We start from the raw sequence: 19863 nt of genomic DNA on the forward strand, positions 1-19863 counted from the left end.
TCGCAGGGGATTCGTTTTGCGCAGTGCCCCGCCGCTCTGTAGGCTGGTCGCAGCCAGGAGGATTCGCCTAGAGGCCTAGGGCGCCGCACTGCTAATGCGGTTGGGGGGCAACCCCCTCATGGGTTCAAATCCCATATCCTCCGCCGGTCAGAAGGGGTTCCTGCCCACGTGGTAGGGGCCCCTTCGTCGTGTCCGGAGTCAGCTGGCGCGGGATCCACGTCAGGCAGCCCCCACCCCCACCGACGACGAACCAGAAACCGCCACCAATCGACATGAGCGTGGCGAGCTCCGTTCTCCGGGCCCCCGAGGACGCTCGGCAGGGCCGCTGGGCGACTGGGGCCGAACTCAGCGGAGGAAGCAGTCCCCGCGTAGGGATCCGGGGATCGGGTTCTGGTGCCGAGACTTGGGGAGCTCGGGGTTCCGACTTTGGTCGGGTGAACCGAACCGCTCGTACGATGTGCGGCGCCGGCCCGCGTCTCTAGCGTCGGAGGCATGCCCAAAGCCGGTCACCTCCCGGTCGGACCATCCGCTCCGACACCGCACTCCGAACGCCTGCTCGCCCCGGACCTGGCACGGGGGATGATGCTGCTGCTCATCGCCCTCGCGCACTCCCGGATGCTGCACGCGGGCGGTCTCTCGTTCACCGCGCCAGCGGGCGGCGGCGCGGTCGACGTCGCCGTCCAGTGGCTGCTCACGTCGCTCGTCGACGGGCGGTCCGCGCCTCTGTTCGGGCTCCTCTTCGGGTACGGCCTCGTGCAGATGACCCGGCGTCACTCCGGGGACCCCGCGCAGGGGCGGCGACTGATCCGCCGACGCGGCCTCTGGTTGGTGGTGTTCGGAGCCGCCCACGTCGTCCTGCTCTACAGCGGTGACGTCATCGGGGCCTACGGTGCGTTCGCCCTGGTCCTCGCCGGGGTGGTGTCCTGGTCCGGCCGTCGGTTGTGGTGGGTGTCCGTGACCGCCCTCGTGCTGGGGACGGCCGCCACCACCGCACTCCAGCTGGTCGCCGGGAGCGACGCGCCGCTGGCCGTGGGAGCCACACTCCTGGACAGCGCGTTGCTGCGGACCACGGTGCTCCCCCTGCTGCCGGTCGCCGCCCTGTCCGTGGTCCCCTCGGCCCTGATCGGGGTCTGGGCCGCCCGGACGCGTGTCCTGGAACGGCCCGACCTCCACGGGCCACTCCTGCGCCGTACCGTCGTGATCGGGTTCCCCGTGGCCGTGTTGGGCGCGCAGCCGGTCGCCCTCCAGGCCGTGGGTCTGTGGACGCCGAGCACAACCGGGGTCGGTGCGCTGGCCCTGGTCTCGTTCGCGGCGACCGGCATCGCCGGCGGGCTGGCCTTCGCTGCGGCCATCGCGCTCGTCGCGGCGCGTATCGGGGACCGGCGCGGGCCGGTGACGACGGCGCTGGTCGCGTGCGGCCGCCGGTCGATGACCTTCTACATCGCCCAGTCTCCGGTGTGGCTGGTGGCCACCGAACCCTCGCTGCTCGGCCTGGCGGGTGCGTTGGGCGCCGCGTCCGCCGCCGGGGTCGCCGTCGTCACGTGGGCCGTCACAGTGGTCATGGCGGACGTCCTCCGCCGCGCGGGACGGCGCGGACCGGCCGAGGCCCTCCTGAGGTACCTGACGTATCGAACCGCGGAACCCGCACGGACCCAGCCAGCGCCCCTCGGGGCGGAGGCCCCCGGGGTGACGCCACGTCATGTGCGGGGGTGACGCGGCGCCACTGTCCCGCGGGTGCCCGGGCTGCTTGGATCGGGGTACGGCGGGCCTCCCGGCTCGTGACCGGACCGGATGACGCCAAGGAGGGCACCGCTCGTGTCGGAGACCCCCGGAGGACACGCCCTGATCGCGGAGGACGTCCTCCTCATGCTCTTCCAGCCCGCTTCGGGGACGATCGCGGGTGAGAACGTCCTGTACTACGTGCTGGGCGGCGCGGTCCTCACCGAGCTGGCCCTGCGCGACCACGTCACGGTGCGCGGGTCCGTGGTGCACGCGGGATCCGTGGCGCCGACCGACGAGGTGCTGAGGTCCGCATGGGACTACGTCGACAGGAAGCCGCACAGTGTGCACACCGTGATCGCCGCGATCGGACCGCGACTCCGGGCCACGCTGCTGGACCGCCTGGTGGAGCGGGGGCACGTCGAGCGCGACGACCGGAGGGCGCTGGGCTTCATCCCCCGAACCGTCCTCACGCTCGGCCGCTCCGGCCGGCACGAGGAACTCTTCGAACGGATGCGTTCCGTCCTGGTCGACCGGACCGAACCCACCGAGCACGTCGCGGCGGTGACCGCCCTGGTGTCGGCCAGCGGGACGCTTCCCCACCTCGACCGGCGGATCCCCTGGAACTCGGCCGTGTTCGGTCGGGCGCAGGAGTTGGAGCGGGGCGACTGGGGCGCGGGGGCGGCGGCCTCAGCGGTGATCCGCGCGAACACGGCCGTCGTCATCAACGCCATGGTCGTCTCCAGCGTGCTCGCGACGCGGTGACCGACCCCCGCGACTCACCGCGCCACAGGAGGTCACGGACCCGACACGCGGCGTAGGTTGACCCCATGCGCGTACTTGTCACGGGTGGGGCCGGGTTCATCGGATCGCGGGTGGCGGAGGAACTCCGCCTGGCCGGGCACGAGGCGGTGACCCTCGACGCCTACCTTCCGCTGGCGCACGCGGGGCGCGAGGGGGCGCCCGTGGACGTCGTGGCCGACGTCCGGGACGGCGCGGCCGTGGAGCGGGCGCTGCGGGGGGTGGACGCGGTCTGCCACCAGGCGGCCATGGTCGGCCTGGGGTCGGCGGACTTCCTGGACGCGCCCGACTACGTGGGCTGCAACGACCTGGGCACGGCGGTCCTCCTGGCGGCCATGGCACGGGCCGGGGTCCGCCACGTCGTGATGGCCGGTTCCATGGTCGTCTACGGGGAGGGCCGCTACACCTGTCCCGAGCACGGCGACGTCCGCCCCGGGCCGCGGGCGGAGGCCGACCTCCGGGCCGGGGTGTTCGACCCCCCGTGCCCCCGGTGCGGGACCGCGCTCGTCCCCGGCCTGGTGCGGGAGGACGCGCCGAGCGACCCCCGGAACGTGTACGCGACGACCAAGCTGGCGCAGGAGCACCTGTGCGCGTCGTGGGCGCGCGCGGTGGGCGGGCGGGCGCTGTCCCTGCGCTACCACAACGTCTACGGCCCGGGCATGCCCCGCGACACCCCCTACGCGGGGGTGGCCTCCTTCTTCCGGTCGGCGCTGGCCCGGGGCGAGGCGCCGCGTGTGTTCGAGGACGGCCGCCAGCGGCGCGACTTCGTGCACGTGCGGGACGTGGCCCGCGCCAACGTGGCGGCGCTGGAGGCGCTGCCGGACCGGACCGAGGGCGCGCTGTCCGCCTTGAACACCGGGAGCGGCACCCCGCACACCATCGGGGAGATGGCCCGGGCGCTGGCGGACGCGCACGGCGGGCCCGCCCCCGTGGTCACCGGCGAGTACCGGCTCGGGGACGTCCGGCACATCACGGCGTCCTCGGACCGGCTGGTCCAGGAGCTGTCCTGGCGTCCGAGGGTCGGATTCGCGGAGGGCATGGCGGAGTTCGCCCGCTCCGAGCTGCGGGGATCGGTCGGCACCGGCGTTCCGGGGTGATGACCGATACGCCCGCGTGTCGTGAGCGCCTTCACTGGCTGTACCTTTATCGCTTCGTAACGTAACCAGGGTGATCAACGAACCTCACGTGAACGAACCAGCCCCGGTCGACGTGGTGCTCCCCTGTCTGAACGAGGCCGCCGCGCTCCCCTGGGTCATGGAACGCGTCCCGCCTGGCTGGCGGGCGATCGTCGTGGACAACGGCTCGACCGACGACTCGGCGGCCGTCGCCGAGAAGCTGGGGGCCGTGGTCGTCCCCGAGTCGCGCCGGGGCTTCGGAGCGGCGTGCCACGCGGGTCTGTCGGCCGCCACCGCCGAGTACGTCTGCTTCTGCGACTGCGACGCCTCCCTGGACCCGGGCCTGCTCCCCGGGCTGGTGGACCGGGTGCGGAGGGGTGAGGCGGACCTGGTCCTGGGGCGGCGCCGTCCCACCCGCAGGGGTGTCTGGCCGCCGCACGCGCGGGTCGGCAACGCCGCCGTCGCCCGGATGCTGCGCTCGCGGACGGGGGTGCGGGTCCGCGACATCGGCCCGATGCGCGCCGCCCGCCGGTCGGGGTTGGTGGGGCTCGGGATGATCGACCGCCGCTCGGGCTACCCCCTGGAAACGGTCGTGCGGGCCGCCGACGCGGGCTGGCGCATCGCGGAGGTGGACGTCCCCTACCTGCCGAGGTCCGGGGCGTCCAAGGTGACCGGGACCTGGCGCGGGACCTGGACCGCCGTGCGCGACATGACCTCGGTGCTGCGCGAACCGCCGACCGGGGCGCGCACGAGGGAAGGGGAGCGATGAGCCCGGCCACCACGACCCTGCTGGTGATCGCCAAGGAACCGGTCCCCGGCCGGGTCAAGACGAGGCTGACACCGGAGTACTCGCCCGAGGAGGCCGCGGCGATCGCGGAGGCCGCGCTGGCGGACACACTCGACACGGTGCGCTGGCTCCCGGCGCGACGGCGTCTCCTGGTGCTGGAGGGGCGGCCGGGCCCCTGGATGCCGGACTCGGGGTTCGAGGTGGTCCCGCAGTCGGGCGGTGGCCTGGACGAACGGATCGCGCACGCGTTCTCCCTGTGTACGGGACCCTCCCTGCTGATCGGCATGGACACGCCCCAGGTCACCGCCGGGCACCTGGCGCCCGCTCTGGCCTCCTGGGAGCACACCGACGCGTGGTTCGGAGCGAGCGAGGACGGCGGGTTCTGGGCGCTCGGGATGGCCGACCCCGATCCCGGACTGGTGCGCGGCGTACCGATGTCCACCCCGCGTACCGGGCGCCTCCAGAGAGCGCGGCTGCTGGACGCGGGGCTGCGCGTGGGCGACCTGGACGTGCTCAGTGACGTGGACACGCCACGGGACGCCGCCACGGTGGCCCGGCTGGTGCCCGGGAGCCGCTTCGGCAGGGCCGTCGGAACGGGGGTCCGGTCGTGAGCGCGCCGGAGACGGGTGTCGGTACCAGGGCGGCCCCGTGGCTGTGCGACCCGTACACCCGGGCGCTGGCCAACGGGCACGGCCCCCTGTACCTGCGCAGGTCCGACGGGTGGATGCTCCCGTTGGAGGTCGAGCGGTGGTGCGGGGAGACGGACGCCGCTGACGAGAGCGTGCTGGAGCGCGCCGAGGGCGACACCCTCGACGCGGGCTGCGGCCCCGGCCGCATGGTCCTCTCGCTCGCCTCCCGGGGGCACCGTGCGCTGGGCGTGGACACGAACCCGGTGGCCGTCTCCCGCGTGGTCGAGGCGGGCGGGCGAGCGGTGCGCGCCTCGGTGTTCGACCCCCTGCCGGAGGAGGGCCGCTGGCACACCGCGCTGTTGATCGACGGCAACATCGGGATCGGCGGGACCCCGTCGGCGCTGCTCGCGCGGATGCGCGAACTCGTGTCGCCCCGGGGGCTGCTCATCGTGGAGACCGCCGACCCGGACGTCCACGAGTGCGTGACCGTGCAGGTCACCGACGGTCGGGGGAAGCCGGGAGCCCCCTTCATGTGGGCGCGGCTGGGACTCCCCGCCCTGCGCTCCTACGCGGAGGGCGCCGGATGGCGGTGGTCGGACTCCTGGCAGGTGCGGGAGCGCTGGTTCGCGGCGCTGCGCGCGCCCCGCTGAACCGTGGTCCGGGCCGTCGTCAGGCCGCGCGGTCCCGGCGCGCCCGCCGGTGCCGGACCGCTCCCACCGCCGCCGAGGCCGCGAAGAGCGCTGCGCTGACCAGGAGCCACCGTGCGGCGAACGGTTCACCGGTCAGTCCCGTCTTGGCGACGTAGGTGTGGGAGGGCCCGAGGATCAGCGGGAGGTAGACCAGGAGCAGGAGCCCGGAGGCGACCGCGGGGACCAGCACGAGGTGCCCGCGTCCGACCAGCCGGAGGGCCCGGCCCACCAGCGTGTAGGCCGGGACGAGGACGAGGTCGTGCAACAGGGCGGCGCCCACGAACCAGAGCGCGATGCCCCACGGGTCTCCCCCGTGCAGCAGGTGCGTGCCCGCGTAGGCGACGAGGGCCAGAACGCCGACCATCAGGAGCAGGTGCCAGGGCGAGGCGCCGTACGCGCGGCGCACGAGCGCGGTCACACCGCACCGAAGCTGAGCCGGGTGACCCACTTGGTGTTGTGCACGCCCGGGCACGCGGGCACGATCACCCGGGCCGGGTACCCGTGGTCGATCGTCAGGTCCGCCCCGTCGACGCGCAGGGCCAGCAGTGAGCGGGGGTCCGCGACCTGGTTGTCGCGGAGCGCGGCGCTGGCGAAGGACCCGGAGGTCTGCGCCGACTCCACGAGGACCCCGGGCGGCCCGTGGGCTCCGACCAGCGCGGCGAGGTCGGCCAGGCGCACGCCCTCCCAGTCGAGGTTCCGTGTGGACCACCCCTCCACACAGGCGATGGGCAGCGCGGACCGGTGCTGGGGAAGGTCGAGCAGCTCCCGCCGGGTGAGCACCACCTCCCGTCCCTCCCCGCGTACGGTCAGCCGCCAGTCGGGGCCGGTGTCGGCCTCGGTGACGCCCGCGTAGGCGGCGGTCGTGTTCACCGGGAATCCGTCGGCGCCCTCTCCGGGCAGCCTCCCGTGCGGAGCCAGGACCGCCGTCGGCCGCAGCGCGCCCCCGAGGCTCTGCCCGACCGTCGTCAGCAGGAGCGCCAGCGAGCCCAGGCCCACCGCGCCGAGCAGGGTGCGGCGCGACGCCGCCGCCGGGTCGGGGTCGGGCGCGACCAGGTCGCCCCGCTCCGCGCGGCCCCGGTGCTCCAGTGCCTGGCGGAGTCCGCGTGCGCGCAGCTCCCGCACCACGGTCGGCAGTTTCAGCACGACGTGGGAGAACAGGGCCGCGACGAACACCCAGGCTCCGTAGAAGTGCAGGGGGTAGAAGGAGCCGGGGAAGAGGTACTCCAGTTGGATGTTGAGGATGCCGGTCGCGAAGACGAACAGCGCGCCGCCCACCAGGAACAGGACGGTCAGGCGCTCGAGCGCTTGGGCGGCGGAGGCGACCGGCGGCCAGCGGAAGAGGAGCGGCACGACCGACCACAGCTTGGCCAGGAGCACGGGGACCAGCGCGATCCCGAGCGTGACGTGCACGCCCTGGGTGAGGCGGTAGAGCCACGGGGGATCGGTGGGCCAGGGGAAGAGGTAGAACCCGAGCAGGCCCTTGTCGGGGGTCTTGTCGTTGGGTCCCAGGTCCGGGTTGTAGGCCGCGTAGGAGAGCAGACCGGTGACGAACAGGATCGGGAGCCCGACGAGCAGGACCGAGCCCAGCAGCGACGTCAGCCACGGACCGCGCGAGGGGCTGCGCCAGAAACCGGGCCGGGTGGGTCCGAAGGGGGGTCCGTCCCGCAGGAGTCCCCGCAGCCGCCCGCCCCGCGCCCCGGGCTCGCCTCCGTCATCGCCCGGGGACACCGGAGGTGTCCCCCCACCCTGGTCGTCCTCGTTCACGCGATCGGTCGCCTCTCGGTCCGACGGGCCGGCTCGCGGTCATGCTAGGCCGCGCCCCTCGGTCAGGGCCGCAACACCGTCCTCGCGGTGTGTCACCCGAACCGCTGGTCAGACCGCATCACACCGGGCTCCGCGACACGCCCCGGCACAACCGGGCCACGGGGGCGCACCTGACCTACGGTGACGGCGTGACGCAGCCCGAACTCCACAGGAGGGTCCGGGGCGGGGCCGACACGGACCGCGCCCCGTTCCGCACCGACCTGGTCGTGGCCGCCCTGGCCGTGCTCCTCTTCACGACCGCCGCCGTGGTCGGCACCCGGATCCAGGACGCCCACGGTGTCCTGTACGTGGCCTGGCCGCCGTTGTACGCGACGTGGCTCCCCCACACCGGCCCCGGCACGTTCCCCGCCCTCGTCCTGGCGGCGGCGGTGGTCCTGTACGGGCCCGTGGTGGCGCGGGCCCTGCCGTGGCGGCCCCTGGTGTGGTCCGTCTGGGGCGCCTCCGTCCTGTGGACCACCGCCCTCGCGCTCGTCGACGGCTGGCGGCGCGGGATCGCCGACCGCCTCCTCTCCCCCCACGAGTACCTGGCCTCGGTCGACCGGTTCCACGACGTGGGCGCCGCCCTGAGCACGTTCACCGAGCATGTGCTGGTGGGGCAGCCGGACAACTGGCCCACGCACGTGGCCGGGCACCCGCCGGGCGCGGTCCTGACGTTCGTCGCCCTGGACCGGATCGGTCTGGGCGGTGGGGCGTGGGCCGGGATCTGGTGCGTGGTGGTCGGCGCCTCGGCCTCGGCGGCGGTCCTGGTGGCCCTGCGCGCGCTCGGCGCGGAGGGCGCGGCCCGCCGGGCGGCCCCGTTCCTGGTCGTGGTGCCCGCCGCCGTCTGGGTGGGGGTCTCGGCGGACGGCTACTTCGCGGCGGTCACCGCGTGGGGGCTGGCACTGCTCGCCGTGGCGGCGGCACCCGGGGCCCGTGCGCCGCGCTCCGCCGCGCTGGCGGCGGGGGTGCTGCTGGGGTGGTCGGTGTACCTGTCGTACGGACTCGTGCTCATCGGCCTCCTGGCCGTGGCCGTGCTCCTGTGCGCGCGGAACGCGCGCCCCCTCCCCTACGCGCTGGGGGGCGCCCTCGCGGTGGCCGCCGCCTTCACCGCCGCGGGTTTCTGGTGGTGGGAGGGGTACCAGCTGCTCGTGGAGCGCTACTACCAGGGGGTGGCGGCGGTCCGCCCCTACGGCTACTGGGTGTGGGCGAACCTGGCCACCGTGTGCGTGACGGCGGGGCTGGCGGCCGTGGCGGGGGCCCGCCGGGCACTGGCCCGGGTTCCGGAGGCGGTGCGGGGACTGCGCCGGGCACCCTCACGGGAGGACGCGGCGGTGGCCCTGCTGGTGACCGCCGCGCTCTGCGCGGTCGCCGCCGCGACCCTGTCCGGGATGAGCAAGGGCGAGACCGAACGCATCTGGCTGCCGTTCGTGCTGTGGATCGTCCCCGCCGTCGCCCTCCTGCCGACCGGCCACCGGCGTGCCTGGCTCGCCGTGCAGGCGGCCACGGCCCTCATGGTCAACCATCTGCTCCTCACCGGGTGGTGACGGCGCGGACCGCCCCTCCGGTTCGTCCCGTGCACCCGAACCGGCCGGGCCGCGCACCGACGACGACACACGGCCTCGCAAAGAGGACTTAAAGCAGCAAAAGGCATGTTTCGGGCTCCCCTCCGAGCGAGCAGGGTCCCCTACGAGACCGAACCCGTCCGGAGGGCACGGGAGCTCCTCGAAGGCTCTGCTCCTGCTTCTGGCTGGGAACACGACCGGAGGGAAACACCATGGGTTACGCGACCACGAACCCCTACACGAACGAGACCCTGGCGACGTTCGCGGAGATCGGGGACGAGGAGCTGGACCGTGCCATCGGCACCGCCCAGAGGACCTTCGAGTCGTGGCGCACCAGGTCCTTCGAAGAGCGCGGGGCGGTCGTGCGGCGGGCCGCCTCGATCCTGCGCGAGCGACCCGACGACTTCGCCCGGCTCCTCACGCTGGAGATGGGCAAGCTGTTCGAGGAGAGCCGGGGCGAGGTGGAACTCGCGGCCTCGATCCTCGACTACTACGCGGAGAACGCCGAGGAGTTCCTGGCTCCCGAGAGGGTGGCGACCGAGGACCCGAAGGCCGGTGAGGCGGTGGTCGTCAGCGATCCGATCGGGGTGCTGTTCGGTGTCCAGCCGTGGAACTTCCCCTACTACCAGCTGGCGCGGTTCGCGGGGCCCAACCTCATGGCCGGGAACGTCGTGATGGTCAAGCACGCCTCGATCGTCCCGCAGTCGGCCGCGGCCTTCGAGTCCCTCTTCCGGGAGGCCGGTGCACCCGAGGGCGCCTACACCAACGTCTACGCCAACAAGGACCAGGTCACCCGGGCGATCAGGGATCCGCGCGTGCGCGGCGTCGCCCTCACCGGCAGCGAGGGGGCGGGTTCCAGTGTCGCGGCCCACGCGGGCGAGCAGCTGAAGAAGAGCACCCTCGAACTCGGGGGGAGCGACGCCCTCATCGTCCTGGCCGACGCCGACCTCGACCTCAGCGTCGAACGCGCCCTCTGGGGGCGGCTCAACAACGCCGGTCAGAGCTGCGTGGCCTCGAAGAGGATCATCGTCGTCGAGGAGGTGGCGGACGAGTTCCTGCGCCGCTTCGGCGAGGGGTTCGCGCGGCTGCGGGCGGGTGACCCGTTCGACTCCGGCACGACCCTCCCTCCGCTCTCGTCGCAGAGCGCCGCCGACGACCTCCAGGAACTCGTGGACGAGGCCGAGGCGCACGGCGCGACGGTCATCACGCCGGGCGATCCCGTGCCGGAGCAGGGTGCGTTCGCGCAGCCGAGGATCATCACCGGCATCACCAGGGACAACCCGGTCTACGACAAGGAGTTCTTCGGCCCCGTCGCGCTCTTCTTCCGAGCGGAGGACGAGGACGACGCGGTGCGGATCGCCAACGACTCCACCTTCGGTCTGGGCGGGTCGGTGTTCACCGAGGACGTCGCGCACGGGGCGGACGTCGCCCGGCGGATCGACACCGGCATGGTCTTCGTGAACCACCCCACCTGGACCCGGCCGACCCTGCCGTTCGGCGGTACCAAGAGGTCCGGCTACGGAGAGGAGCTCTCCGCCGCGGGCATCCAGGAGTTCGTCAACAAGAAGCTCATCACCGTGATGCCGACCGGATAGCCCGTCGCGGGGCGCTGAGGGCCGCGCGGCCCCGCGCGGCTCTCCGAAAACCCCACCGGCCACCCCTGTCACCTGGCATCGTCACTTCCTGTGACTGTCATACGACGAGGGGAGAGGTGTCGCGGTGAGTGAGGCTGACGACGTCGCGGTCAGTGTGGGACGGATGAACGGGTCCCCGGTCGCGGGGCAGCGCACGGAGGCGCCCCTGTCGAGGATCGTCTCCTCGGCCATGTTGATCCACGCGGTCTCCGCGATGGTCGAACTGGGCGTGGTGGAGCGGATGTCGGACGGGCCGCGCCCCGTCTCGGAGCTGGCACGGGAGGTCGGGGTTCCCGAGGAGCGCCTGCTCGTGGTCCTGCGCGCGGTGACGGCGGCCGAGCTCGTGGTGCAGACCGCGCCCGGGGTGTTCGCGCTGAGCCCCGCCGGGAACCACCTGCGCCCCGACGACCCCCTGGGCCTGCGCGACCTGTTCCGCATGTGCACGTACGGGGACCTCTTCCAGGCCTGGACCCGCCTGGGCCGGTCGGTGGGCACGGGCCGCGCCGCGTTCGAGATCCACACCGGCAGCGCGCTCTTCGACTACCTGAGCGAGAACCAGGACGCGGCGGAGGTGTTCAACAGGGCCATGAACGCCTCCACCCCCGCCGGAACCCTGCTGCGCGCCGCCGACCTGGAGGACGCCGGGACGGTGGTGGACCTCGGCGGCGGGGAGGGCGCCACGCTCGCCGCCGTCCTGCGGGCCCGCCCCGGCGCGACCGGGACCCTCTTCGACCTGCCGGAGGTGGTGGCGGGGGCACCGGCGCTGCTGCGCGACGCGGGGGTGGACGACCGGTGCTCGGTGGTGGGCGGCAGCTTCTTCGAGGGGGTCCCGGAGGGGGCCGACGTCTACGTGATGGCGCGGGTGATGCAGAACTGGTCCGACCGCGACGCGGTCCGCATCCTGGCCAACGTCCGGGCGGCGATGTCGGCGGGCTCGCGGCTGCTGATCGTGGGCCACCTCCCGGAGCGCGACCGGCCGAGCGCGTTCGTCGAGGCCATCAGCCTGAGCATGTTCGTGCTCTACGGGGCGCCGCTGCGCTCGGCGGAGGAGTACGAGGAGCTGTTCGCCGAGGTGGGCCTGGTCCTGCGCTCCGTGCACCGGGTGCCCGACGGGGAGTCCGTGATGGACGTGCGTCCCGTGTGACCCGTGGGGCGGGGGTCGCCGACCGCCCCCGCCCCACGCGCCTATCTCGGCTGGAGGACGAGGTGCCCCTGCCCCGGATGGAGACAGGAGGTGTCCCCTCCCAGTTCGACCAGGAGCGGCAGGAGCTCGTGGTAGCAGCACACCGACGAGGGCACCGACAGCACCTCGGGAGTGCTGAGCAGGAAGGGCAGTTCGGCGCGCAGGTAGGACATCCCGGCCGCGAAACGGGCGTCCGGCGCCGCGACACCGCCGCCGACGACCCGGCGGACGTGCTCCTCGCACGCCCGCCGGACCCTCGGGTCCTCCCCGATCCGCCGGTCGATCCGTTCCAGTGCCGACCGGTACCCCGGCAGGTCGACCGTCTCCGACAGGGCCAGGACGCGCACCCTGGCGGGCACGTCGGAGGCCGCCTCCACGGCACGCCGCACACGGCGCCGCACGTCCCGGAGGGCCCGGGCGGTCCTGCGCGCGGCGTGCGCCCCGTCGTCGCCCGACGCCAGGTACATCGTGTCGAGGTGCAGGTCCGCGTAGAGGAGGTCCACGGCGGTGAACCGGTGGCCCGTCCAGGTGAGGAGCTGGGCGAGCCGTTGCTGGCTGAAGTAGCCGTTGCCCGCGCTGATCCCGATGAGGGCGTGGTCGCCGCGCTCCACGAGGAGCCCGCAGCTCGGGGTGAAGGGGCTCGCGCGGAACACGTCCTCGGCGCCTTCCGGAGATCGGATCTCCCCCTCGGGGCCGGGGCCCTGCGGCAGCGTCGACTCAGGCGGATACGGCACCGGGCTCCTCCAGGGCGGCGGCGAGCCGGTCGCACAGCTCGTCGAGCAGCACGTCCAGTTCCCGGTCGGCCATCGCCCCGCACATGACGTCGTCCAGGCTGGCGCGCAGGGCGGTCAGCTCCGGACTGTCCGGGTAGCCGAACCCGGACCGCAGGGCGAGGACACGGCGGGCGGCGTCGAGGCAGCGGAGCGGGCCGTACGCCTCCGGTTCCTCCAGAAGCCCTCTGCCGCTGCTCAGCAGGTACGCCGCGAGCAGCGCCAGCTCCTCTCCGACGCGGTCGTCATTCGCCCCAGTACTCATGGCTGATCACCTCGTTCCGATCGCGCCTCGGCGCGGTCTCGGGGGTTCGGTCCGGGTGCCCGATCGACACCAGGAGCAGTGGCAGGAGATGTTCGGGAAGTCCGAGGAACCTGCTGACGGGGCCCTTCCGGAAGCTGGCGGAGGGACAGCCCCCCAGACCGAGGGCGTGCGCCGCGAGCAGCAGGTTCTGCACGGCCATCGAGACGCAGAGCATGCCCTCGTCCCAGGCGCCGCCGCCCACCGACCGGGAGCGGTCGAAGCAGGCCGCCACGACCAGGGGCGGGCGCTCGATGATGCCGGGAGAGAAGGCGTGCACCAGTTTCAGGGTGCGCGGACGGCGAACGGTGACGAAGGCCCACGCCTGCTTGTTGGACGCGGAGGGGGCCGCGACCATGGCGTCCAGGAGGGGTTCCAGGAGGTCGTCGTCCACGGGTCTGTCGGTGAAGGAGCGGACGGCCCTTCTCGTGGTCAGGACGTGGAGCGCCTGGGAGGCCCGGCCATCGGAGGGGAGCCCCGGTTCTTCGGCCGCCACAGCCATACCAACTCTCTGTAGTGGGTAAAATCCACGGAGTAATATAGCGTGCCGACTGGCCTTGCGGAGGCCGTTGGATCACCCGGCCGACCAGCGGCCGAGGGCAGTCGTCGAAAGGTCCCAGACACCTGTGTCCACTCCTTCCCTCTCTCCGGCGCACGATGGCCCGAAGCCGCTGAGCGGCTCCGCCGTCCGACTCTTCGAGCTGATCACGTACAGCTGGGTGGCGGCCGCTGTCAGCGCCGCCGCCGAGCTCGGCGTCGCCGACGCGATGTCCGCCGCCCCGACGCCGGTCGACGAGATCGCGAAACTGGTCGAGGCCGACCCCGACGCCCTCCACCGGCTGCTGCGCGCCTGCGCCGACCTGGACCTCGTCGAGGAGCTCCCAGGGCGCACCTACGCGCTCACCGAACTCGGCCACGCCCTGCGCTCGGACTCCCCCGACTCCATGCGCGGCTACGCCCGCTGGCTGGGCAGCCCGGCCGAGCGCTCCACGATGGCCCACCTGGCCGAGGCGGTGCGCACGGGCGGCCCGGTGTTCGAGACCGTCCACGGAACCCCGGTGTGGGACTACATGCGGGGCAACCCGGCCTCCGCCTCGGTGTTCGACCAGGGGATGACCGACATCTCGTCGCAGCTCACGCGCTCACTGGTGCACGGGTACGACTTCGGTGACACCGAGTGCCTGGTGGACGTCGGCGGCGGGAGGGGGCGGCTCCTGTCCCTGGTCCTGGCGGCCCACCCGCACCTGCGCGGCGTGCTCTACGACCGGCCCGAGGTGGTCTCCCGCGTCGATCCCGCACTCACGCGGGAGGGCGTCGCGGAACGCTGCCGTGTCGAGTCCGGGAGCTTCCTCGACTCCGTGCCGGAGGGTGGTGACGCCTACCTGCTCGCCAGCGTGGTCCACAACTGGAACGACGACGACACCGTCCGGGTCCTCACCCACTGCCGCGAGGCCATGGCGCCCGGCGGGCGGGTCCTGCTCGCGGAGGTGCTGGTGCCGGACGGCCCCGCGCCCGAGCGGACCGCGAAGTTCATGGACCTCAGCATGCTGGTCCACTGTGACGGAAAGCAGCGGACCCGGGCCGAGTTCGCGGCGGTGGCCGAGCGCTCCGGCCTCCGGTTGGAGCGGGTCGTGCCGGGGGCCGTGGCCAGTGTCGTGGAACTGGTGCGCGCCTAGGGCACGCGCGGTTCCGCCGCCTCGGGGCGGGGACGTCCGGTAACACGTCCCGGTCCGCCCGGACGCCGCCCCCCCCCGGACCGGTCGTGCACCGGCCGGGAGGGCGGCGTGCCATGTCAGGGCACGTCGGCGGGGGTGAGCAGGGTCAGGTCGTCGCGGGTGGGATCAGGGAGGGCGATGGTGCGCCCCGCCTGACGGGTGATCATCCGCTCCAGGACCTGGCGCGCGTAGCGGGCGTTGCCGAAGGACTCCGTGCGCGGCACCCCGGCGAAGTGCGTTCCGAGCGCGGCGGCGGTCTCCTCCGGGACGGTGAACCCGCCGTCGGAGGCCATGCGCTCCACGATGGCGACCAGTTCGGCGTCGGAGTAGTCCGCGAACTGCACGTGGTGGGAGAAGCGCGAGGCCAGACCCGGGTTGGAGTCAAGGAAGCGCTGCATCTCCGCGTTGTACCCGGCGACGATCACGACCACCTCGTCGCGGTGGTCCTCCATCAGCTTGACCAGGGTGTCCACGGCCTCCTGACCGAAGTCGCCGTTGGCCGCCCCGGACGGGGTGAGGGTGTACGCCTCGTCGATGAACAGCACCCCGCCGCGCGCCTTCTCGAAGGTCTCCAGGGTGAGCTGGGCGGTGTGGCCGATGTAGCGCCCGACCAGGTCCTGCCGGGCCGCCTCCACGGTGTGGCCGGTGGGCAGCACGCCCAGGGCCCGCAGCAGCTGGCCGTACAGCCGGGCGACGGTGGTCTTACCGGTACCGGGCGGACCCGCGAAGACCAGGTGATGGCTGAGGGTGGGCGCGGGCATCCCGATCGCGCGCCGCCGCTCGGCGGCGACCAGCACGTTGACCAGGTCGTTGACGGTGGACTTGACCTCGGACAGACCGGTCAGCGCGTCGAGCTGGGCGCGCAGTCCAGCGACGTCGTCCCCGCCGGGCCCGGCCGTCTGCCCGGCGGCGGCCCCCAGGTCGTCGGCGGTGAGCACGGTGAGTTCGGAGGGGTCGGCGGGCGGGTCCTCCCCGAGTCTGTGCGCCTGGCGGTCCACCATCTCCTCGAAGACCTTGCGGGCCTCACGTCCGTTGCCGAACGCCGGACCCTTGGGCAGCGCCTCGAAGTGCTGGAGCAGCAGCGGGCGCAGGTCCGGGGCGAGGGTGTACTGGTGGACGGCGCCGAGGCGCTCCACGATGCTCACCAGTTCCTCGGCCTGGTAGTTGGGGAAGGTGACGGTCCGCGCGAAGCGCGAGGCCAGGCCGGGGTTCGAGGAGAGGAAGCCCTCCATCTCCGCCGCGTACCCGGCGACGATCACGACCACCTCGTCGCGGTGGTCCTCCATCAGCTTGACGAGGGTGTCGATGGCCTCCTGGCCGAAACCGCCGTTGTCCTCGGACGAGAGCGTGTAGGCCTCGTCCACGAACAGGACACCGCCCCGCGCCTTCTCGAACACCTCGGTGGTCTTGATGGCGGTGGCGCCGACGTACTGGCCGACCAGGTCCGCGCGGGCGGCCTCGACGACGTGCCCGTAGCGCAGGACGTCGAGGTCGGCCAGGACCCGGCCGTAGAGCCGGGCCACGGTCGTCTTGCCGGTGCCCGGAGGGCCCGCGAAGACCAGGTGCCGGGCGACCGGAGGCGACGGCAGGCCCATCTCGGCCCGGTGCCGGGCCATCTTGTTCCGGTTGATGAGCGTCGTGACCTCGTCCTTGACGCTCTCCAGGCCGATGAGCGCCTGGAGCTCGGCCAGCGGCCCCCGCTCCTCGTCGTCCTCCTCGTCGTCCTCGGTGGACGTTCCCGGGTTGGAGTCGACGGGGACGGCGTCGGGCCCGTAGCTGTCCTCGGCGCTGTTGTCCTCGCTGATCAGGGAGGTGGCCTGGACCTGGTCTCCGGCGACGGTCTGGCGGAGTCCCGCCCGGGCGTTGCCGCGCACGGTGCAGCCCTCGAGGACGACGTCCTTCCCGCTGCCGACGAGCACGCCGTCGCCGCCGTTGCCGACCAGTTCGCAGGTGCGCAGGACCGCGCGGGCGCCCGCGGCCACCAGGACACCGTTGCGGGTGTTCTCGTGCGAGCGCACGCGCAGCGCGATGATCTCGCCCTCGGAGTGCACGGCCACGCCGTCGCCGCCGCACTCGGAGGCCTCGCTGTCGCGGAGGTCGAGCACGGCACCGCCGGTGGCGGCGAGCCCGTTCTCCCGGGCGCCGATGACCCGCACGCCGCTCAGGGAGGCCCGGGCTCCGGCGGCCGCGTACACGCCCGTCCGCCGGGCGCGGGTGACCTCGAAGTCCTCGACGCGACCGCCGCCGCCCTCCCAGCGCACACCGTGGCTCCGGGCTCCGGTGACGGTGCCGTTGCGGAGGAAGGGAGCCGCCCCGGAGAGGATCTCGACGCCGGGCCCCGCGGTGCGGCCCACGGTGACGCGGTCGAACTCGGCGGTGGAGTCCTCCGTGACGTGGATTCCGGCGGCCTCCGTGCCGTGCACGGTCAGCCCGCTGAACGCGGTGGAGGAGCGGCCCGTGACACTGACCCCCTCCGCACCGGCGTCCCGGATCTCGCAGTCGCGGAGGTGGCCCTTGGCCTTGTCCTCGGCCAGGACGCCCACACCGCCGCTGCCGGTGACGCGGACCCGCTCCACGCGGGGGTCGGTCCCGGCGCGCAGGACCAGGCCCCGGCCGGTCGGCTGCTCGACGACGAGGTCGCTGATGGTCACGGGGGATCGGGTGGAGATCACGACGCCGTCGTCGGCGCCGCCCCGCACCCGGAGGTCGCTGAGGCCGGTGGCGGCGTGCTCGTCGATCACCACGGCGGCCTTGGTGGTGCCCGAGACGGTGCAGTCGCTGATGTGACCGGCGCCGCTGCCCGCGGCGTACACGCCGTTGGCTCCGGCGTCGCGGATCGTGCACCGGCGCACCTCGGGGGCGCCCTTGTCGTTGATGACGACACCGCTGGTGCCGACGTCCTCGATGACGCAGTCCTCGATGACGCTGGTCTGGGCGGAGGTGACGACGATGCCCGCACCGGCGGAACAGCGCACGGTGCAGCCACGGAGCGCCAGGGCCCCCTCGCCCCGGGCGAGCACCGCCGCCCAGGCGGCCCCCTCGACCTCGCAGTCGGCCAGTTCGACCTGCCCGGCGGCGGCGTCCACCACCGGGGCCTCGGAGTCCCGACCACGCAGGACGAGGCCGGTGAGCTTGACCGCCTCGGCCACGGAGGTGACCGCCGTGCCGGTGGAGCAGAGGATCTCGACGGTTCCGGGGCCCTCGGCGGCCATCAGGGTGACCACGCGCGAGAGCACGAGTTGTTCGTCGTAGCGGCCGGGGGCCAGTGACAGTACGGCGCCGTCACCAGCGCCGGCGAGGGCTTCGCCGATGGTGCGGAACTCGGCTCCGCCGGAGGGGTCGACCGCGCGCACGTGACGGTTCATCGCCTGTCGTCTTCCTTTCTGTGCCCGCGGGCCGGTGAGGCCCGCGGGCTTGTCCTACTCCGCCGGTAAGGGGGTTACCGGCGGCTACTCTCCCGTCAGCGGCACTCGGTCTCGACCACCGACAGGGGGAGCTGCGGGGCCTCTCCGCCTTCGGCGATGGGACCCCTGTTGCGGGCGCGCAGGGTGAACGAGTCCCCGACGTCCTGGAGCTCGGTCAGGGCCCAGTAGCGGCCGTCGTCGGGCTGGGTGACCTCGAAACCGCCGCGGAAGGAACCCCCGGCGTTCTCGCCGTCGAACAGCTCGTAGTGGGTCGGGACGCCGTTGGCCCACAGCGGATCGGGGCCGTTCTGCACGAGGATCTTGACCGTGCAGGTCGAACCGGCGCCGCCGGGCCAGAACGTCCACTCCGCGGAGGTGTCACCGCCGTCGGGGTCGCCGCTCACGGCCATGACATCGTAGCCGTCGTCGCATCCGGCACCGTCGTAGCCCGCGGGCCCCGAGCGCCAGACACCCTCGCCGTGGATCTGGTAGCGGGCGCCCTCCGAGTCGCAGCCGGGACCGGCCACCGCACGGAAGGGCTCGGGCTCGGGCTCGGGCTCCGGCTCGGGCTCCGGCTCGGGCTCCGGGTCGACCTGGGGCTCCTGCTCCCGGTGGGTCTGGGGCACCGCCTCCTCGTCGGACCGGGGCTCGGAAGCGGACGCGGACTGCTGTTCCTTGACGTCGCTGAGCGGCTCGGACCTCTGGGCGCTGAGCGACTCGGACACCGCGCCGTCGGGGGCGTCGCCCTCGGAGCCGTCAGAGTCCTCGTCCGCCTTGGTGTCGGCCTTGGTGTCGTCCTCGGTGTCCTCCTCGGATCCCTTGCCCTTGCCGGACGCGGGCTCCTCGGACTCCTCGGTGTCGTCGTCCTTGCCGTTGCGCTCGGTCAGGAGGGTTTCGAGCAGCGACCCCTTCTCGACGGTCACGCCCTGGGGCTCGCCGGCACCGCCGGTGCCGTCGCCGCCCGTGCCGTCACCGCCGCGCTCGCCGCCGTCCTCGTCGTCGTCCTCCGTGGCTCCGGCGACCGGAGCTCCGGCGGGACCGCCGGACGAGGGGTCCACGGGCCGCTCGGGCAGGCCTCCACCCGCCGGGCCTCCGCCCCCCGCGGTCGCGGGGTCGGGGGCGGCCCCGGGGTCGGCCCCGGTGTCCGCGCCGGGCAGGACCGGTGCGTTCGGCTGTACCTCGGGGACGTACCCCTGGACGCCCGTCCCCGAAGCGGAGGCGGACGCGGCGGCACTGGACGGGTCAGCGAAGCTGCCCGAGGCGAGGTCGGTCTGGAGCGGTGTCCCGGTCTGGTGCTCCTTGGCCGCGGAGAGGCCGAACGGAGCCGCCACGAGCATCAGACCGGCGATGGCCGCGACCGCGAGGGTCGGACGCCCCGGACGATAGCGTTCCTCGGCCTTCTCGGTGCCCTCGGTGGCCCGGGAGGCGCCACCGCGCAGCGCCAGTGCGGCGAGCAGGGCGTTGCGTCCGCGCTCGGTGCCGTCGGCCTTGGCCTCGGTCGCGGCGGCGGTGTCCGTCGAGGAGGCCGCGGCCGGAGCGGGGACGGGGGCGAGGGCGGGGTTGGGGACGGTCTGGCCTGGGCCTCGCTCGGACGGGGCCCCGATGGCGTCCCTGGCCGTGGCCGAGGGCACCTCCCCCGTCGAGCTCAGCACGGGCCCCGTGCGGTGGGGACCGCGCGGTGCCTCGGTGTTGTCGGTCATCCTTCGTTCTTCCTTTCGGAAACCGGAGGTCCTCCGGCGTATCGGGGGCGG

17 protein-coding genes and 1 tRNA gene are annotated in these 19863 nt (G+C 73.5%); 11 read left to right on the forward strand and 7 right to left on the reverse strand.

Annotated elements, in window-relative coordinates:
- Positions 1–56: 56 nt before the first annotated feature.
- The 7 genes from ACRWK8_RS19910 to ACRWK8_RS19940 all read left to right on the forward strand — a co-directional run bounded on the left by ACRWK8_RS19910 (position 57) and on the right by ACRWK8_RS19940 (position 5701).
- Positions 57–143, forward strand: a tRNA-Ser gene (locus tag ACRWK8_RS19910).
- A 349-nt stretch (positions 144–492) separates the two neighbouring features.
- On the forward strand, positions 493–1713 hold the full coding sequence (locus tag ACRWK8_RS19915; RefSeq protein ID WP_431872099.1) for a DUF418 domain-containing protein: 1221 nt from the start codon (positions 493–495) through the stop codon (positions 1711–1713).
- A 102-nt stretch (positions 1714–1815) separates the two neighbouring features.
- Positions 1816–2484, forward strand: a complete 669-nt coding sequence (locus ACRWK8_RS19920; RefSeq protein ID WP_378735787.1) for a GOLPH3/VPS74 family protein — start codon at positions 1816–1818, stop codon at positions 2482–2484.
- 65 nt (positions 2485–2549) lie between these two features.
- Entirely contained in the window at positions 2550–3617 is a 1068-nt protein-coding gene (locus tag ACRWK8_RS19925; protein WP_431872101.1) for an NAD-dependent epimerase/dehydratase family protein, read from the forward strand.
- 70 nt (positions 3618–3687) lie between these two features.
- Positions 3688–4404: a glycosyltransferase family 2 protein gene (locus ACRWK8_RS19930; protein ID WP_431872103.1), complete on the forward strand. Its 717-nt coding sequence runs from the start codon at positions 3688–3690 to the stop codon at positions 4402–4404.
- On the forward strand, positions 4401–5033 hold the full coding sequence (locus ACRWK8_RS19935; protein WP_431872105.1) for a TIGR04282 family arsenosugar biosynthesis glycosyltransferase: 633 nt from the start codon (positions 4401–4403) through the stop codon (positions 5031–5033). The genes ACRWK8_RS19930 and ACRWK8_RS19935 overlap by 4 nt, the downstream gene beginning before the upstream one ends.
- Positions 5030–5701 carry a class I SAM-dependent methyltransferase gene (locus tag ACRWK8_RS19940; protein WP_378735779.1) on the forward strand — a complete coding sequence of 224 codons (672 nt, stop codon included), beginning with the start codon at positions 5030–5032 and terminating at the stop codon, positions 5699–5701. The genes ACRWK8_RS19935 and ACRWK8_RS19940 overlap by 4 nt, the downstream gene beginning before the upstream one ends.
- Before the next feature lie 19 nt (positions 5702–5720).
- Here the strand turns inward: ACRWK8_RS19940 and ACRWK8_RS19945 are convergent, their stop codons facing one another.
- Together ACRWK8_RS19945 and ACRWK8_RS19950 are read right to left on the reverse strand one after the other, a co-directional pair.
- The gene (locus ACRWK8_RS19945) at positions 5721–6158 is read right to left on the reverse strand and encodes a hypothetical protein (RefSeq protein ID WP_431872107.1); all 438 of its coding nucleotides are present in this window, start codon (positions 6156–6158) and stop codon (positions 5721–5723) included.
- The gene (locus tag ACRWK8_RS19950) at positions 6155–7468 is read right to left on the reverse strand and encodes a molybdopterin-dependent oxidoreductase (protein WP_378735775.1); all 1314 of its coding nucleotides are present in this window, start codon (positions 7466–7468) and stop codon (positions 6155–6157) included. The genes ACRWK8_RS19945 and ACRWK8_RS19950 overlap by 4 nt, the downstream gene beginning before the upstream one ends.
- Positions 7469–7692: 224 nt before the next feature.
- Here ACRWK8_RS19950 and ACRWK8_RS19955 point away from each other — a divergent pair, with 224 nt between their 5' ends.
- The 3 genes from ACRWK8_RS19955 to ACRWK8_RS19965 all read left to right on the forward strand — a co-directional run bounded on the left by ACRWK8_RS19955 (position 7693) and on the right by ACRWK8_RS19965 (position 11883).
- Positions 7693–9087: a hypothetical protein gene (locus ACRWK8_RS19955; protein WP_431872110.1), complete on the forward strand. Its 1395-nt coding sequence runs from the start codon at positions 7693–7695 to the stop codon at positions 9085–9087.
- Positions 9088–9317: 230 nt separating this feature from the next.
- Positions 9318–10700 (forward strand): NAD-dependent succinate-semialdehyde dehydrogenase, encoded by a 1383-nt coding sequence (locus ACRWK8_RS19960; RefSeq protein WP_378735771.1) that lies wholly within the window; start codon positions 9318–9320, stop codon positions 10698–10700.
- 124 nt (positions 10701–10824) lie between these two features.
- The gene (locus ACRWK8_RS19965; protein WP_378735769.1) at positions 10825–11883 is read left to right on the forward strand and encodes a methyltransferase; all 1059 of its coding nucleotides are present in this window, start codon (positions 10825–10827) and stop codon (positions 11881–11883) included.
- Between the two features lie 41 nt (positions 11884–11924).
- On the opposite strand, the gene ACRWK8_RS19970 is transcribed toward ACRWK8_RS19965, so the two are convergent.
- From ACRWK8_RS19970 to ACRWK8_RS19980, 3 genes are read right to left on the reverse strand one after another with little or no spacing between them, the layout of a single operon-like run.
- Positions 11925–12656: a tRNA-dependent cyclodipeptide synthase gene (locus ACRWK8_RS19970; protein ID WP_431872112.1), complete on the reverse strand. Its 732-nt coding sequence runs from the start codon at positions 12654–12656 to the stop codon at positions 11925–11927.
- On the reverse strand, positions 12640–12957 hold the full coding sequence (locus ACRWK8_RS19975) for a DUF6092 family protein (RefSeq protein ID WP_378735765.1): 318 nt from the start codon (positions 12955–12957) through the stop codon (positions 12640–12642). The genes ACRWK8_RS19970 and ACRWK8_RS19975 overlap by 17 nt, the downstream gene beginning before the upstream one ends.
- The gene (locus tag ACRWK8_RS19980) at positions 12938–13495 is read right to left on the reverse strand and encodes a nitroreductase family protein (protein WP_378735763.1); all 558 of its coding nucleotides are present in this window, start codon (positions 13493–13495) and stop codon (positions 12938–12940) included. The genes ACRWK8_RS19975 and ACRWK8_RS19980 overlap by 20 nt, the downstream gene beginning before the upstream one ends.
- Before the next feature lie 124 nt (positions 13496–13619).
- On the opposite strand from ACRWK8_RS19980, the gene ACRWK8_RS19985 reads away from it, so the two are divergent.
- Positions 13620–14669 carry a methyltransferase gene (locus tag ACRWK8_RS19985; RefSeq protein WP_431872115.1) on the forward strand — a complete coding sequence of 350 codons (1050 nt, stop codon included), beginning with the start codon at positions 13620–13622 and terminating at the stop codon, positions 14667–14669.
- Positions 14670–14785: 116 nt separating this feature from the next.
- Here ACRWK8_RS19985 and ACRWK8_RS19990 read toward each other — a convergent pair whose 3' ends face one another.
- Positions 14786–18073, reverse strand: a complete 3288-nt coding sequence (locus ACRWK8_RS19990) for a right-handed parallel beta-helix repeat-containing protein (RefSeq protein ID WP_378735759.1) — start codon at positions 18071–18073, stop codon at positions 14786–14788.
- A 95-nt stretch (positions 18074–18168) separates the two neighbouring features.
- On the reverse strand, positions 18169–19812 hold the full coding sequence (locus ACRWK8_RS19995) for a hypothetical protein (RefSeq protein WP_431872117.1): 1644 nt from the start codon (positions 19810–19812) through the stop codon (positions 18169–18171).
- Positions 19813–19863 lie beyond the last annotated feature (51 nt).

This window comes from Nocardiopsis eucommiae, from assembly GCF_965344335.1.
Classification (GTDB): Bacteria; Actinomycetota; Actinomycetes; order Streptosporangiales; family Streptosporangiaceae; genus Nocardiopsis; species Nocardiopsis eucommiae.